The sequence below is a fragment of the Zeimonas arvi genome, assembly GCF_008039575.1.
In the GTDB taxonomy this organism is placed as follows: Bacteria; Pseudomonadota; Gammaproteobacteria; order Burkholderiales; family Burkholderiaceae_E; genus Zeimonas; species Zeimonas arvi.
The window spans coordinates 1-14,959 of sequence record NZ_VDUY01000009.1 but is presented as its reverse complement, the minus strand read 5'-3'; the positions used below and the strand labels follow the sequence as shown (position 1 = coordinate 14,959).

At 70.8% G+C, this 14,959-nt stretch carries 13 protein-coding genes and 1 tRNA gene; 3 read left to right on the top strand and 11 right to left on the bottom strand.

The genetic code is table 11. From position 1 onward, the window contains the following. Window positions 1-11 precede the first annotated feature (11 nt). The 11 genes from truA to gltX form a co-directional block, all read right to left on the bottom strand. Window positions 12-815, bottom strand: coding sequence for a tRNA pseudouridine(38-40) synthase TruA (gene truA / locus FHP08_RS17365; protein WP_147705770.1), 804 nt, complete (start codon window positions 813-815; stop codon window positions 12-14). A 22-nt stretch (window positions 816-837) separates the two neighbouring features. Continuing rightward, a complete protein-coding gene (locus FHP08_RS17360; RefSeq protein WP_187272352.1) occupies window positions 838-3,627 on the bottom strand; it encodes a FimV/HubP family polar landmark protein in 2,790 nt (929 codons plus the stop codon). 185 nt (window positions 3,628-3,812) lie between these two features. Then, window positions 3,813-4,934, bottom strand: coding sequence for an aspartate-semialdehyde dehydrogenase (asd, locus tag FHP08_RS17355; RefSeq protein ID WP_147705768.1), 1,122 nt, complete (start codon window positions 4,932-4,934; stop codon window positions 3,813-3,815). 84 nt (window positions 4,935-5,018) lie between these two features. Further along, window positions 5,019-6,083, bottom strand: coding sequence for a 3-isopropylmalate dehydrogenase (gene leuB / locus FHP08_RS17350; protein ID WP_147705767.1), 1,065 nt, complete (start codon window positions 6,081-6,083; stop codon window positions 5,019-5,021). Window positions 6,084-6,196: 113 nt separating this feature from the next. Next, entirely contained in the window at window positions 6,197-6,850 is a 654-nt protein-coding gene (leuD, locus tag FHP08_RS17345; RefSeq protein ID WP_147705766.1) for a 3-isopropylmalate dehydratase small subunit, read from the bottom strand. 16 nt (window positions 6,851-6,866) lie between these two features. Then, window positions 6,867-6,998: an entericidin A/B family lipoprotein gene (locus tag FHP08_RS17340; RefSeq protein WP_147705765.1), complete on the bottom strand. Its 132-nt coding sequence runs from the start codon at window positions 6,996-6,998 to the stop codon at window positions 6,867-6,869. Window positions 6,999-7,013: 15 nt separating this feature from the next. After that, window positions 7,014-8,423 carry a 3-isopropylmalate dehydratase large subunit gene (gene leuC / locus FHP08_RS17335; protein WP_147705764.1) on the bottom strand — a complete coding sequence of 470 codons (1,410 nt, stop codon included), beginning with the start codon at window positions 8,421-8,423 and terminating at the stop codon, window positions 7,014-7,016. 114 nt (window positions 8,424-8,537) lie between these two features. After that, on the bottom strand, window positions 8,538-9,434 hold the full coding sequence (locus FHP08_RS17330; protein ID WP_147705763.1) for a M48 family metallopeptidase: 897 nt from the start codon (window positions 9,432-9,434) through the stop codon (window positions 8,538-8,540). Beyond that, entirely contained in the window at window positions 9,431-10,675 is a 1,245-nt protein-coding gene (locus FHP08_RS17325) for an MFS transporter (RefSeq protein ID WP_147705762.1), read from the bottom strand. Before FHP08_RS17325 ends, FHP08_RS17330 begins: the two co-directional genes overlap by 4 nt. 48 nt (window positions 10,676-10,723) lie before the next feature. Then, window positions 10,724-11,830, bottom strand: coding sequence for a chorismate synthase (gene aroC / locus FHP08_RS17320; protein ID WP_147705761.1), 1,107 nt, complete (start codon window positions 11,828-11,830; stop codon window positions 10,724-10,726). A gap of 58 nt (window positions 11,831-11,888) precedes the next feature. After that, on the bottom strand, window positions 11,889-13,301 hold the full coding sequence (gltX, locus tag FHP08_RS17315) for a glutamate--tRNA ligase (protein WP_147705760.1): 1,413 nt from the start codon (window positions 13,299-13,301) through the stop codon (window positions 11,889-11,891). On the opposite strand from gltX, the gene FHP08_RS17310 reads away from it, so the two are divergent. The 3 genes from FHP08_RS17310 (at window position 13,300) to FHP08_RS18515 (ending at window position 14,837) form a co-directional block, all read left to right on the top strand. After that, on the top strand, window positions 13,300-14,391 hold the full coding sequence (locus FHP08_RS17310; RefSeq protein ID WP_225879193.1) for a magnesium transporter: 1,092 nt from the start codon (window positions 13,300-13,302) through the stop codon (window positions 14,389-14,391). The two genes, gltX and FHP08_RS17310, sit on opposite strands and share 2 nt — an antisense overlap. An 84-nt stretch (window positions 14,392-14,475) precedes the next feature. Further along, a tRNA-Val gene (locus tag FHP08_RS17305) sits at window positions 14,476-14,550 on the top strand. Window positions 14,551-14,663: 113 nt separating this feature from the next. Then, window positions 14,664-14,837 carry a hypothetical protein gene (locus FHP08_RS18515; protein WP_187272351.1) on the top strand — a complete coding sequence of 58 codons (174 nt, stop codon included), beginning with the start codon at window positions 14,664-14,666 and terminating at the stop codon, window positions 14,835-14,837. The last annotated feature ends 122 nt before the right edge of the window (window positions 14,838-14,959 follow it).

Here is a 14,959-nt window from a genome sequence, read left to right as displayed (position 1 = left end):
GATCCTGGATTTCATCGCAAGGCCGCCAGCATGCCGTCCAGGCCCTCGTCCGGGCCCCAGGCATCCACGCCGAAGCGGGAATCGTAGCGGGCGCCGTCGAGGTACAGGCCGTCCGGCGCGAAGGTGGGCGCGGCCAGGCGTCGGTCGCGCGAGGCCAGCACCTCGCCGACCCACTCGACCGGCCGCCTGCCGTCGGCGGCCATCAGCAGCGTGCCGACGATGTTGCGGATCATGTGGTGCAGGAAGGCATTGCCCACGAAGCTCATCAGCAGCAGCGGTCCGTGCTCGGCGATCTCGATCGTGTCGATCCGACGCACCGGCGAGGCCGCCTGGCATTCCGACGAGCGAAAGGCGGAGAAATCGTGCTCGCCGACGAGCGTGGACGCCGACGCGCGCAGCCGGTCGGTGTCGATCGGCCGGAAGATCCACCCTGCCCGGCCCGCCAGCAAGGGGTGCCTGACCGGGGAGCGATGAATCAGGTAGCGGTAGCGCCGCAGGCTCGCCCCGTAGCGGGCGTGAAAGGCCTCGTCGACCTCGCGGGCCTCGCGCACCGCCACTTGCGGCGGAAGGTGCGCGTTGACGCCGCGCACCCAGGCACTGCCGGGCCGAACGGCCCGGCTGTCGAAATGCACGACCTGGCGCAGCGCGTGCACGCCGGCATCGGTGCGCCCGGCGCAGATCGTGGCGACCGGGTGTCCGGCGATGGCGGCGAGCGCCTGTTCGAGGTGGTCCTGGACCCCTCTGCCGGTGGGCTGGGTCTGCCAGCCCTGGAAGACGCTTCCGTCGTAGGCGAGGATCAGCGCGAGGCGCGCCACGGGCAGGCCTCCGCCGTCGGCGTCATCCGATGCGTGCCAGCATCGCCTGCGCCTTGCGCTTCTGCTCCGCGTCGCCGCCGCGCACGACCTCGTCGAGCAGCTCGCGCGCGCCGTCCTTGTCGCCGATCTCTTCGTAAGCCGAAGCCAGGTCGAGCTTGGTCGCCATCTCCTGCCATTGCGGCGAGTCGCCCTCGGCCGGCACCACGTCGAGCGCGGCGATGTCCAGCGCGCTGACCTCGGACTCGAAGGCGGCGGCCGCCTTGGCGCCCTTGGTGTCGAGCTCCTCGAGCGCCGGCAGGTCGACCCGGAAGTCGCCCAGCTCGGCAAAGGCCGGAGCCTCTTCGACGGCGGAATCCCTGGCTTCGGCCGCCGCCTTCGGGCTGCCGAAATCGAGCGTGGGAAGCTCGAAGCGGCCGTCGACCGCACGCTCGAGCTCGCTGCGGCCGTCGTCGGCGGCCCTGGCGGCGGCATCGGCGAGATCGTCGGCCGGCCGGCCGATCGAGGTGTCGACCGACAGCGCGAAGTCCAGCGGCGCCTCGGAATCGTCGGCGATCCGGCCCGACATGTCGCGGGTCTCGGCGAACGCGCGCTGCTCGTCGTCGGGCTTGCCGGCGACCGGCGCCGGCGCGACGCCAAGGGCGAGATCCTCGTCCGCCCCCACCTCCTGACGGACATCTTCGGCGAGCCGGTCGAAGGCCGCGCCCTGCGCCTCGTATTCCGCCGTCATCGCGTCGGCCTCGGCAGCGTCGAAGTCCGCGAGGGCCCGGTCGCCGGCACCCGCGTTGTAGAGCGAGTTGGCGGGATCGAGCGACAGGCCCAGCGTGGCCACCTTGGGCCACTCCTCGTTCTCGCCGCCGGTCATTTCGTACATCTCGCCGGCCAACAGCCCGAATGCCGCAGCGTCCTTCCGGCCTGCGGCGATCTCGAGGAGCTTCATGCGGATCGGCTGGCGGTCCGGCTGGCGCTTGAGCGCCTCGCGCAGGATCTCCTCGGCCTGGGCCTCGCGGCCGTAGGCGATGTAGACCTCGGCCTCGGCGATCGGATCGACCTCGGTGGAATGCACGTCGACACCGGTCTCGCGGGCGCTCGGCCCGAAGACGCTCGGGCTCGTGGTGTCGACCGCCTGCCCGCCGGTGGTGCCGAACAGTGAGTTCGCGGTGAACGCGTCGGCGGCGATCAGGCTGTCCTCGAAGTTGTCCGCCTTGCGACGGCGGCGCAGCGTATACCAGCCATAGCCGCCCAGCGCGACCAGGATGGCGGCCAGGCCCGGGACCAGCAGCGGGCTCTGCATCAGCTCGTCGACGAAACTCGGCGCCGGCGCAGGGGCAGCCGGAGGCGCGGCCGGAGCAGGCCCGGCCGGCGTGGCGGCAGGGGACTGCGAGGCGGCGGGCGCCTGGCTGCCGGCGCCCTCGGATGCGGGCGCAGCCGCCGGTGCCGACGCGGTGGATTCGGCGGGCGTGGGGGCCGGCGCCGAGGCGCTGGTCGATGCGGAAGGCGCGGGAGCAGGCGGTGCCGCAGAGGCGCTGGCCGGCGCCGACACCGAGGCCGACGGCGCGGCGGCCGGCGCCGGCGTGGCGACCTGCCCGCTGACGGACGGCGCGGCGCCCCGCGCGGCCTCGACCTGCTTCTGCAACTCGGCGAGCTGCTGGTTCTTCAGCTCGAGCAGTTTCTGCAGGTCGGTAACGTTCTTCTCGAGGAGCGCGACTCGCTCCTGCTGCTCGCGCAGCGCGGCCTCGCCGGCCACCTTCGCCTCGGCGCTGGCTTGCGCAGCGGCGGCGCCGGTCGCGCCCCCCGCGGCAGCCGCGCCCGACGACTCGGGGCGCGACAGCACCAGCTGGTCGCCGGTGGCCGCCGGCGCGGCGCCTGCGTCGACCTTCGCGGTGACGGCACCCGAAGCCGTGGTGCCGGCCTCGGCCGCGTCGACCTTGCGGGCCTCGCCGGCAAGACGCTGGCGGTAGGCGTTGAAGTCGGCCGCCTGCATCCGGATCTGCCGCCGCGCATCGGCGGCATCGACCGCGCGCATCGCCGCGGCGTCGGGGATCGCCAGGGTGCGGCCGGCGTAGAGCTGGTGCACCGTGCCGAAGAAGGCCTTCGGATTGGCGTTGTAGATCGCGATGATCGCCTGCTCGGCCGTGATGTCCGCGGGCTTCACCCGGCGGGCGATGTCGGTGAGGTTCTCGCCGCGCTGGACGACGACCGAGGCCTCCCCGCTGCCGGCCGATGGCGCGGGAGCGCCGGGCGCCGCGGCAGGCCGGGCCGCGGCCGGGGCGGCCGCCGGGGCGGAGGCCGGCGCCGCGCTGGCCGCCGGCGCGCGCACGGAAGGGGCGGCGGCCGGGCTCGGCGCCTGCGCGGGTCGGGCCGGCGCGGCCGTGCTGGCGGCGGGCGGCGTGACCTGGGCGAGCACCGTGTTGCCCTCCACCGTTTCGCGGCCGATGCGCAGCTCCGGCGGATCGAGCAGGAAGGTGTACTCGCGAACGAAGCGGCCCGCGGCCCAGTTCAGCTCGACCAGCAGGTCGACGAAGGGCTCGTTGATCGGTTGCGTGGACGTGATCCGGACGAAAGCCCGGCCGTCGGGCCGGCGGTCGACCGCGAAGCGCAGGGAGCTCAGCGCGGGATTGAACTCCATGCCGGCCTGCCGGAAGGCATCGGGCGATGCGAGGCGGGCCGCCAACGTGGCCAGCTCCTCGCGCGACGCCGACGTGATCTCCACTTCGGCCTGCAGAGGCTGGCCCAGTGCCGATTGAACGGTGAGCCGCCCGAGGCCGGCCGCGATGGCCGTGGACTGCAGGCCGCCCGACAACGCGGCGGCCATTGCCAGTGCCAACACGGTCGGCCTGCCCGCAATGCGCCGGAGATTCCGACGTTCGACCTCAGATTTCACGCTTGTCCCCAGACGCATCAATGGATTTTTTGAGGCTAGCATCAGCCATTTACCGGTGCAAGCTCACGCAACACTGAAACAACGCCGCCCGTCGGCGCGAACGGGCGGCTGTCGGTTCAGTCGAGCAGGATGCGCAGCATCCGGCGCAGGGGCTCCGCCGCGCCCCACAGCAGCTGGTCGCCGACCGTGAACGCGCTCAGGTACTCGGGGCCCATGGCCAGCTTGCGCAGCCTGCCCACCGGCACGCTCATCGTGCCGGTGACCGCCGCGGGCGAGAGCCCGCGCACGCTGGATTCGCGATCGTTCGGCACCAGCTTCACCCAGTCGTTCGCCTCGGCGATCAGCGCTTCGACGTCGGCCAGCGGCACGTCCTTCCTGAGCTTGATCGTGAGCGCCTGGCTGTGGCAGCGCATCGCGCCGACGCGCACGCACAGGCTCTCGATCGGGATGTGTCCTTCGCCCTGGGCCGGCAGGCCGAGGATCTTGTTGCACTCGGCATCGCCCTTCCACTCTTCGCGCGAGGTTCCGTTGCCGAGATCCTTGTCGATCCAGGGGATCAGGCTGCCCGCCAGCGGCACCCCGAAGTGCCGGGTCGGGAAGGCGGACGAGCGCATCGTCTGGGCGACCTTGCCGTCGATCTCCAGGATGGCCGAGGCCGGATCGGCCAGCAGGCCGCGCACCGAATCGTGGACCGCGCCCATCTGCGCCAGCAACTCGCGCATGTTCTGCGCGCCGGCGCCCGAGGCCGCCTGGTAGGTCATGGCGGTGATCCACTCGATCAGCCCTTCGCGGAACAGGCCGTTCAGGCCCATCATCATCAGGCTGACCGTGCAATTGCCGCCGATGAAGTCCTTCTTGCCCTGCGCAAGCGCGTCCCGGATCACCTTCAGGTTGACCGGGTCGAGGATGATCACCGAGTCGTCCTTCATCCGCAGCGTGGAGGCCGCATCGATCCAGTAGCCGTTCCAGCCGGCCGCGCGCAGTTGCGGGAACATCTCGGTCGTCCAGTCGCCGCCCTGGCAGGTCAGGATCACGTCCATCTTCCTGAGCGCGTCGACCGAGTTCGCGTCCTGCAACTTGCCGCCCGATGCGCCGGGCACGTCCGGGGCGTCGCCGCCCGCGTTCGAGGTGCTGAAAAACACCGGCTCGACCAGCGAGAAGTCCTTCTCCTCGCTCATCCGCTGCATCAGCACGGACCCGACCATCCCGCGCCATCCGACGATTCCGACCTTCTTCATGTCCTTCTCCTTGGGGGCGCCGCGTGCGGCGTCGCCCCGGTTTTCCTGTCGCCGGCCCGCGACCGGCTCGATTCGCGCCCGCGCTCAGAGCGCGGCCAGCACCGCGTCGCCCATTTCCCTCGTGCCGACCGTCCGCTTGCCCGGCTCGGCGATGTCGGCGGTACGGAAGCCCTGGGCCAGCACCTTGCGCACCGCGCCCTCGACCCGCTGGGCCGCGGCCTCCTGCCCGAGGGAGTGGCGCAGCAGCATGGCCGCCGACAGGATGGTGGCCAGCGGATTCGCGACGTCCTTGCCCGCGATGTCAGGCGCCGAGCCGTGGATCGGCTCGTACATGCCGAAGTTGCGCGCGTTCAGCGAGGCCGAGGGCAGCATGCCGATCGAGCCGGTCAGCATCGAGGCCTCGTCGGACAGGATGTCGCCGAACATGTTGCCGGTGACGATCACGTCGAACTGCTTCGGGTTGCGCACCAGCTGCATCGCGGCGTTGTCCACGTACATGTGGGTGAGCTCGACGTCGCGGAACTCCTGGTGCGCGTCGGTGACCACGTCGCGCCAGAACTGGGTGGTCTCCAGCACATTGGCCTTGTCGACCGAGCAGACCCTGCGCTGGCGCTTGCGCGCGGTTTCGAAGGCCAGCCGCGCGATGCGGCGGATCTCGCCCTCGGTGTAGCGCATGGTGTCGAAGCCCTCACGCTCGCCGTTCTCGTTGGTGCGCACGCCGCGCGGCTGCCCGAAGTAGATGTCGCCGGTCAGCTCGCGCAGGATCAGGAGGTCCAGACCCGCGACCACCTCGTCCTTCAGCGTGGAGGCATGGGCGAGCTCCGGGTAGACGATCGCCGGGCGCAGGTTGGCGAACAGGTCGAAGTGCTTGCGCAGGCGCAACAGGCCCTGCTCGGGCCGCTTGGCGCGCGGCAGCGTGTCGTACTTGGGACCGCCGACCGCCCCGAACAGGATGCCGTCGGCCTGCTCGCACAGCCGCAGCGTGGCCTCGGGAAGCGGATCGCCTGCGCTGTCGTAGCCGGCGCCGCCCACCGGCGCGGTCTCCATCTCGACGGACAGGCCGTCGCCGGCGAGCGCCGTCAGCACGCGCATCGCCTGCTCGGTGATTTCGGGACCGATGCCGTCGCCGGGAAGTACCGCAATCTTCATGCTGGATCCTCGTTCTGTTCAGTTCGGTGGAATCTCGGGTGCTCAAATGCGAAGGCCCGGCCTGGAATCCCAGGCCGGGCCGCGCGTGTCCTTCGCCTGCCCGCCCGGGAAGTTCAGCCGGCCAGCGTGTTCGCGAGCCACGGCTGCTCGCGCAGGCGTTTCGCCTCGAACTCGCGGATCTCGTCGGCGTGGCCGAGCGTGAGCCCGATCTCGTCGAGCCCCCGCAGCAGGCAGTCCTTGCGGAACGGATCGACCTCGAAGCCGAAGCTGCGCGAGCCGTCCGCGGTGCGCACCTGCTGCGCGGGCAGGTCCACGATCAGCTCGAAGCCGTTGAAGGCGTTGACCTGGTCGAACAGCCAGTCGACCTCGCTTTCGGACAGGCGCACCGGCAACAGGCCGTTCTTGAAGCAGTTGTTGAAGAAGATGTCCGCGTACGACGGGGCGACGATCACCCGGAAGCCGTAGTCTTCGAGCGCCCAGGGCGCGTGCTCGCGCGAGGACCCGCAACCGAAGTTCTTGCGCGTGAGCAGGATGGACGCGCCCTTGTAGCGCGCCTGGTTCAGCGGGAAATCCGGGTTCAGCGGCCGCGTGGAATTGTCCATGCCCGGCTCGCCGCGGTCGAGATAGCGCCACTCGTCGAACAGGTTCGGCCCGAAGCCGGTCCGCTTGATCGACTTCAGGAACTGCTTCGGGATGATCGCGTCGGTGTCGACGTTGGCCCGATCTAGCGGGGCCACGAGACCGCGGTGAACCGTGAGACTGCGCATGGAATTCGTTCGCTCGTTACTTCTTGGCCGCGCCGGAGATCGTCTCCCCGGCTTTCTCGATGTCCTTGCCCACGCCGGCAACGGTGTTGCAGGCGCTCAGGGAAACGCCCAGCAGGGCCGCCAGCACGATCGCAACCAGTTTCTTCATTCGCACAGACTCCGCTCAGAGACGCCGCACATCGACGAAATGCCCCTCGACCGCTGCGGCTGCCGCCATCGCGGGGCTCACGAGATGGGTACGGCCGCCGGCGCCCTGGCGGCCTTCGAAGTTCCGGTTCGAGGTGGAGGCGCAGCGCTCGCCCGGCTCCAGCCGGTCGGCGTTCATGGCCAGGCACATCGAGCAACCGGGTTCGCGCCACTCGAAGCCGGCGTCGCGGAAGATCTTGTCCAGACCCTCGGCCTCGGCCTGGGCCTTGACCACGCCCGACCCGGGCACGACCATGGCCAGCTTGACGTTGGACGCCTTGCGCCGGCCGCGCACCACCGCCGCCGCCTGGCGCAGGTCCTCGATCCGCGAGTTGGTGCACGAGCCGATGAACACCTTGTCCACGCGGATCTCGGAGATCGGCGTGTTCGGCTTCAGGCCCATGTACTGCAGCGCGCGCTCCATGCCCTCGCGACGCACCGGATCCTTTTCCTTGTCGGGGTCGGGCACCCGTTCGTCGATCGCGACGACCATCTCGGGCGAGGTGCCCCAGGTGACCAGCGGACGCAGTTGCGAGGCGTCGATGTCGACCACCAGGTCGAACTTCGCGCCGGGATCCGAGCGCAGCTCGCGCCAGAGCGACACCGCGCGGTCCCAATCGGGGCCCGCCGGCGCCATCGGCTTGCCCTTGAGGTAGGCGAGCGTGACGTCGTCGACAGCCACCATGCCCGAGCGAGCGCCGGCCTCGATGGCCATGTTGCAGATGGTCATCCGGCCTTCCATCGACAGTCCACGGATCGTGGAGCCGCCGAACTCGATGGCGTAGCCGGTGCCGCCGGCAGTGCCGATCCTGCCGATGACCGCGAGCACGATGTCCTTGGCGCCCACCCCCTTGGGCAACTGGCCCTCGACCTGGACCAGCATGTTCTTCATCTTCTTGGCCAGCAGCGTCTGCGTGGCCAGCGCATGCTCGACCTCGGAGGTGCCGATGCCGAAGGCCAGGCAGGCGAAGGCGCCGTGCGTGCTGGTGTGCGAGTCGCCGCAGACCACGGTCATGCCGGGCAGCGTGGCGCCCTGCTCGGGGCCGATCACGTGGACGATGCCCTGCCGCCGGTCGTTGATGTCGAAATAGGTGATGCCGAAGTCGCGGGCGTTCTCGTCGAGCGTCTCGACCTGCAGCCGCGAGATCGGGTCGTCGATGCCGCGCGAGCGGTCGGTGGTCGGCACGTTGTGGTCGACCACCGCCAGGTTGGCGGACACGCGCCAGGGCTTGCGGCCGGCCAGCTTGAGACCCTCGAAAGCCTGCGGGCTGGTGACCTCGTGAACGAGGTGCCGGTCGATGTAGATCAGGGCCGTGCCGTCGTCTTCCTTGCGGACGACGTGGGCATCCCAGAGCTTGTCGTAGAGCGTGCGCGGCGCGAGCGACATGGAACCTGGTCGAAAGTCGGTGGAGAACTGCCGGACCGCATCCTGTCGGACGTGTCCGGCCCAGACTGTCGATTATGCCACGCGCGCCCTGGGCCCAACGCCCCCGGCGGCCGCTCAGCGCCGCGCGCGCGCCTGCTCGTAGAGCGGCATGACCCGCGCCGAATAGACCTCGAGGTCCGACAGCCGGGTCTCGGGCGACGGGTGGGTGCTCAGGAACTCGGGGCCGCGCGAGCCGCCATTGGCCATCATCTTGCGCCACAGCGACATCGCGGCGCGGGGGTCGTAGCCTGCGCGGGCCGCCAGCTCCACGCCGATCCGGTCGGCCTCGGTCTCGTGCAGCCGGCTGTTGGGCAGCCCGAAGAAGGTCTTGTAGAACAGGCCCCCGATGTCCATCGAAGCCTGGCCGCCCCCGATCGCCATGACCGCGCCGCTCAGCAGCACCTGCGCACCGAGCTGCTCGGAGGCCCGCTCGCGGGCATGCTCGCGCAACGCGTGGGCGATCTCGTGCCCGACGATGGCGGCGATTTCGTCGTCGCTCAGGCTCAGCTTGGTGATGAGCCCGGTGTAGACCGCGATCTTGCCGCCCGGCATGCACCAGGCGTTCATCTCGTCGGATCGGATGACATTGACTTCCCAGTTCCAGCGCGTCGCCTCGGGCCGGAAGGCGCCGGCCGCCGGGATCAGCCGGCCGGTGATCGCCCGGACCCGGCTGGTGAGCGCGGCGTCGGCATTCAGGTCGCCCTGCTGGCGTTCCTTGCTCAGCACCTCGCGGTAGCTGAGCTCCGCCTGCTCGCGCAACTGGGCCTCGGAGATCAGCGGCGACATCCGCTGTGTGCGCTCGACTCCGACCGCGCCGCCGGCAGTGGTCTGCACCGACTGGCAGCCGGCAAGGAACGCCGCAACCGAGAGCGCGCCGGCCACGACCGCTCGGGTAGCAAGGGCCGCGCGCCCCGCGCGGCCGGATCGATCGGCGACCCGGCCATCCTTCAAGACTCGACTGGAAGGCTTCATCCTGGCGTTTCCTCCGTACGGTCCCCGTTTCTCACCCGGCCATCGGGCGCACCGGACGGGACGACCCGGCGCAGCGCCAGCCAGCCCAGCCCGGCAGCGAGCCCTGCCACCACGAAGGTAGCGTCGGGAGACACCGCGGTCCAGACCCAGCTGGCCACCAGCACGCCCGTCGAGCCGCCCAGTCCGTAGCCGACCATCACGTAGAGCGCCTGGGCGCGCGCGTGCTGGGGCGGCTCGAACCATTCCTGCAGTGTGGCGATGGTAGCGCTGTGATGGATCCCGAAGGTCACCGCGTGGGCCAGTTGCGCCAGCAGGATGGCCGGCAGCCAGCCGGCCGAAGCGCTGATGAGCAGGAAACGCAGTGCCGCGACCGCCAGGCTGGCGCGCAACAGCGGCAAGGCGCCGAAGCGGCGGAACAGGCCGCGCTGCAGCCAGAAGACGGCGATTTCGGCCAGCACCCCCAGCGCCCAGACCAGCCCGATCGCGGTCTTGCTGTAGCCCCGCGCAGCCAGGTAGAGCGAGAAGAAGGCGTAGAGCGCAGCGTGCGCGAACAGCATCAGGAACGCGGACAGGAAGAAGGCCCGCACCCGCGGCTCGGCCAGGCGCTGGCCGATCGACACCGAGGCCCGCGCGCGCGGCGCTGCCGCCACCGCCGGCAGGCGAAGCGCGACGAGGGTCAACAGCGCCAGCAGCCCGGCCACCCACCATGGCAGGCCCGACACACCATGGCGATCGAGCACCGGCCCGATGCCGACCACGCCGACGATGAAACCCACCGAACCCCAGACCCGGAGCCGTCCGTAGCGGCCGGTGTCGCCGCCGACCGCCCGCATCGCCATCGTTTCGGCGATCGGCATCTGGGCCGCGGTAGAAAAGAAGAGCGCCGCCAGCACCGCGAACAGGACCCCGAACCGCAGCCCCGGGGCCGCCGCCAGGGCGGCGCCACCCGGCCAGCCCGTCCAGCCGCTCAGCGCGAGCGCCAGCGCCGAGGCGCAGGCCAGCGCCGAACTGATCCGCAGCAGCCCCGCTCCACTTCCGCCACGATCGGCCAGCCAGCCCCAGAAGGGCGGGCCGACGATCCGCAGCACCTGCGGCACCGCCATCAGCAGGCCGATCTGGGCGATCGTCATGCCGATGCCGGCCAGGTACAGCGACAGGTAGGGCGAGAACAGCCCCACGTAGGCAAAATAGGCGAAATAGAGGCCGCGAATCCCCGCGGCATGGCCGGCAGCCCGCGGCATGTCCGGCCCGGGTTCAGCGCACGCGGGTGAATCGGGGCATCGGCGCCCTCAGCGACGCGGATCCGGACCGGCGATCCGCGGCGTGGGCACCGTGACGCCGGCGTTCTGCGCGCGATCGCGCAGCGCGTGGTCGGCCAGCACCAGCGCCAGCATGGCCTCGGCGATCGGCGTGGCGCGGATGCCCACGCAGGGGTCGTGCCGGCCGAAGGTCTCGACCTGGGTGGACCTGCCCTCCACGTCTATGGACTGGCGCGGCGTGCGGATGCTGGAAGTCGGCTTGATCGCGATCGACACCCGGATGGGCTGGCCGGTGGAGATGCCGCCCAGCACGCCGCCGGCGTGATTGGAGAGGAAACCCTCGGACGTGAGCTCGTCGCCGTGCTCGCTGCCCCGCTGGGCCACCGACGCGAAACCGGCGCCGATTTCCACCCCCTTGACCGCATTGATGCCCATCATCGCGTAGGCGATGTCGGCGTCGAGCTTGTCGAACAGCGGCGCGCCCAGGCCCACCGGCACGTTCTCGGCCACCACCTCGATCCGCGCGCCCACCGAGTCGCCGTCGCGGCGCAGCTCGTCCATGTACTGCTCGAGCCGCGGCACGATGTCGGCGTCGGGCGCGAAGAACGGATTCTCGGCCACGTGCTTCCAGTCGGTGAACGGGATCGCGATCGGGCCGAGCTGCGACATCCAGCCGCGGATGGTGGTGCCGTATCGCTCGGCCAGCCACTTGCGAGCGATGGCCGCGGCAGCCACCACCGGGGCGGTCAGCCGCGCCGACGAGCGCCCGCCGCCGCGCGGGTCGCGGATGCCGTACTTGTGCCAGTAGGTGTAGTCGGCATGCCCCGGGCGGAAGGTCTGCGCGATGTTGCCGTAGTCCTTGCTGCGCGCGTCCTGGTTGCGGATCAGCAGCGAGATCGGCGTGCCGGTGGTGCGGCCCTGGTAGACGCCGGACAGGATCTCGACCTGGTCCGGCTCCTGGCGCTGGGTGACGTGGCGCGAGGTGCCCGGCCGCCTGCGGTCGAGCTCGACCTGGATGTCGCTCTCGGCGAGCGCCAGCCCCGGAGGGCAACCGTCGACGATGCAGCCGATCGCCGGCCCATGCGACTCGCCGAAGGTGGTGACCCGGAACAGGTGGCCGAAGGTGTTGCCTGACATGCGAGGGAAGTCCCGAAGAGGTTGCGTGAGGAAGCGGGCCGCGCGAGCGCCGCCGGGCTCAGCCCGGCCAGCGCGCGAGCCGCGCCAGCACCCAGGCCTTCGGCATCGCCGCCAGCATCGCGTCGACCGAGGGTGTCTGCGCGACGCCGAAGACCAGCAGCCTGACCGGGATCGCCAGCTGCGGCAGCTTCAGTCCGTACGCGCCCAGGGTGTCCCTGAGGGCAGCCGAGATGCCGGCGGCAGTCCAGTGGCTCGCCTCCAGCGCGGCCAGCCGCTGCGAAAGACCGGCCACCGCCTCGCGCGCCGGGGCCGTCAGGTGCTTGTCGCGATCGGCAGGCGCGATCGCATCCGGGTCGTGGTCGCCGTAGAACATGTGGGCCAGGTCGGCCAGCTCGTTCAGCGTCTGCGCCCGCTCCTTCAGCAGCGCGCAGACGGCCGCCAGGTCGGGCCCCTCCCCGGCGAGGCTCACGCCGGCGCGCTCCAGGCGCGGCGCCACCATCCGGGCCAGCTCCGCGTCGGCAGCCTGCTTCAGGTAGTGGTTGTTGAGCCAGCTCAGCTTGTCGAAGTCGAAACGCGACGGCGAGCGGCTGATGTGCCGGCCGTCGAACCACTGCACGAACTGCGCGCGCGTGAAGACCTCGTCGTCGCCGTGGCTCCAGCCGAGCCGCGCCAGGTAGTTGACGATCGCCTCGGGCAGGTAGCCGTCCTCGTCGTACTGCATGACCGACACCGCGCCGTGCCGCTTGGAGAGCTTCTGCCCGTCGGGGCCGTGGATCATCGGCAGGTGGCCGTACTCGGGCACCGGCGCGCCCAGCGCGCGCAGGATGTTGATCTGGCGCGGCGTGTTGTTCACATGGTCGTCGCCGCGGATCACGTGGGTGATCCGCATGTCCCAGTCGTCGACCACCACGCAGAAATTGTAGGTGGGCGTGCCGTCGGAACGGGCGATGATCAGGTCGTCGAGCTCGGCATTGTCGAAGGCGATCGGGCCCTTGACGGTGTCGTTCCACGCGGTGCCGCCATCGAGCGGGTTGCGGAAGCGCACCACCGGTTTCACGCCCTCGGGGGGCGGCGGCAGCACCTTGCCGGGCTCGGGGCGCCAGCGGCCGTCGTAGCGCGGCTTCATGCCGAGCGCCTCCTGCTCGGCGCGCATGGTCTCGAGCTCTTCCTTCGTGCACCAGCAGTGGTAGGCGGTGCCCTCGACCAGCATCTTCGCGATCACCTCGCGGTAGCGGTCCATCCGTTGCATCTGGTAGAACGGCCCCTCGTCGGGGTCCAGCCCCAGCCAGCGCATGCCGTCGAGGATGGCCTGCGTGGCCTCGGGCGTGGATCGCTCGACATCGGTATCCTCGATGCGCAGGATGAAGGTGCCGCCATGATGGCGCGCGTAGGCCCACGCGAACAGCGCGGTGCGCGCGCCGCCGATGTGCAGGAAACCGGTGGGACTGGGAGCGAATCGGGTGCGAACCATGCCGCGGATGTCCGGAGAGAAGGCCGACGAAAAGCAGGCCGGCGAAAGGGTCGGGAGCCACGAAAGCCCTCGATTTTACGCGAGCCCCCCCGATGCCGGCGCCGACCGGCCTGCCGTCGGCGCCGCCGGCCGGGACAGCGCGGGCGACCACCTGGTGGTGCGCGTGCTGCGCGCCCATCCGCGGGACACGGTGGCGGACACCCGCTCGCGCCTGGCGGCCGGCGACCTGGGTCTGGACTCGGCCGAAGCGGTCTGGCTGGTCGACGAGCACCGCAGGTTGGTCGGCGCGGTGCCGCTGCCACGCCTGCTCGGGGCCGACGGCGCACGGTCGCTGGCCGAGATCGCGATCGCGCCGGTCCCGGCCGTCGAGATGGACATGGACCAGGAACACATCGCATCGCTGGCGCTGCACCACGGCCTGAGCTCGGTGGCGGTGCTCGACGCACGAGGACACTTCGCCGGCGTGGTGCCGCCGCAGGCGCTGCTCGAGGTGCTGCGCCGCGAGCATGTGGAGGACCTGCACCGCTTCGCCGGAATCGGGCCGGAAGACACCCGCGCCCGCGAGGCAATCGAGGCGCCGCCGACCCGGCGTGCCCGCGACCGGCTGCCCTGGCTGCTGGTGGGCCTGCTCGGCAGCATGGCGGCCACCTTCATCGTGGCCGGTTTCGAGGAGGCGCTGCAGTCGCGCGTGGCGATCGCCTTCTTCGTGCCCGGCATCGTCTACCTGGCCGACGCGGTCGGCACCCAGAGCGAGGCGATCGCGGTGCGCGGGCTGTCGCTGAGCCGCCAGCCGCTGCGCCACCTGCTCGCGGGCGAGTTGCGCACCGGCCTGCTGATCGGCGTCACGCTGGCGCTGCTGGCCCTGGCGCCGATCTGGTGGTGGTTCGGCGACGCCCAGCTCGCGCTCGCCGTGGCCATCGCGCTGCTGGCCGCCAGCGCCTGCGCCACCACGATCGGCTTCGCCCTGCCCTGGCTGTTGGCCCGCAGCGGGCGCGACCCGGCCTTCGGCAGCGGGCCGATCGCCACGATCATCCAGGACCTGCTGAGCCTGCTGATCTACTTCTGGACGGTGCAGGCGCTGCTCGTGTAGAGCCGCGCGCGGCGCCGGCCGGTTTGACCGCCCCGTAAGCGATCGAATAGAATCTCGCGTTCCCCGATCGGGGTGCCCTCTCTGGGGCGGCTAGCTCAGCGGTAGAGCACTGCCTTCACACGGCAGGGGTCACAGGTTCGAACCCTGTGCCGCCCACCAGAATACAAGCCTTCTGGCGATAGCGACCACTAACAAGAAGTTCGCGTACTCCAGAATGTACTCCAAGATCCTCGCCGCCTCTCCCCTCCCAGCGGCGTAGATCTTCCGGCCGATTGCCCCAGCCCGGCGCCGCCGGCATCATCCTCGGCATGGACCAGCTGCCGACCATCCCCGACGACATCCCGGTCGCCGTCGTACCCGACGGGCGCGGGAACATGGTCGTGATCTGGCAGGACGACGCGGGTCGCATCAACCGCGCGCGGATCCTGCCCACCGGCGAGACGTAACCGTCCGGTCAGCCCCATCTTGAGATCGTTTGGTTGAACTCCGAGGATGGCGTCCACCTACATGCAGGTGGACACCAAGTTGGAACATCACGAGAAGGATCTGGCGGCGGGCGTAGCCCGCA

Excerpts from the sequence above, each read along its gene's own strand:
- leuC (WP_147705764.1), bottom strand. The coding sequence starts at position 8,423 with ATGTCGCTCGCGCCGCGCACGCTCTACGACAAGCTCTGGGATGCCCAC.
- FHP08_RS17325 (WP_147705762.1), bottom strand. The coding sequence starts at position 10,675 with ATGCCGCGGGCTGCCGGCCATGCCGCGGGGATTCGCGGCCTCTATTTC.
- FHP08_RS17360 (WP_187272352.1), bottom strand. The coding sequence starts at position 3,627 with ATGGCCGCCGCGTTGTCGGGCGGCCTGCAGTCCACGGCCATCGCGGCC.
- leuB (WP_147705767.1), bottom strand. The coding sequence starts at position 6,083 with ATGAAGATTGCGGTACTTCCCGGCGACGGCATCGGTCCCGAAATCACC.
- leuD (WP_147705766.1), bottom strand. The coding sequence starts at position 6,850 with ATGCGCAGTCTCACGGTTCACCGCGGTCTCGTGGCCCCGCTAGATCGG.
- FHP08_RS17330 (WP_147705763.1), bottom strand. The coding sequence starts at position 9,434 with ATGAAGCCTTCCAGTCGAGTCTTGAAGGATGGCCGGGTCGCCGATCGA.
- FHP08_RS17310 (WP_225879193.1), top strand. The coding sequence starts at position 13,300 with ATGCCGCGGATGTCCGGAGAGAAGGCCGACGAAAAGCAGGCCGGCGAA.
- asd (WP_147705768.1), bottom strand. The coding sequence starts at position 4,934 with ATGAAGAAGGTCGGAATCGTCGGATGGCGCGGGATGGTCGGGTCCGTG.
- gltX (WP_147705760.1), bottom strand. The coding sequence starts at position 13,301 with ATGGTTCGCACCCGATTCGCTCCCAGTCCCACCGGTTTCCTGCACATC.
- FHP08_RS17340 (WP_147705765.1), bottom strand. The coding sequence starts at position 6,998 with ATGAAGAAACTGGTTGCGATCGTGCTGGCGGCCCTGCTGGGCGTTTCC.
- aroC (WP_147705761.1), bottom strand. The coding sequence starts at position 11,830 with ATGTCAGGCAACACCTTCGGCCACCTGTTCCGGGTCACCACCTTCGGC.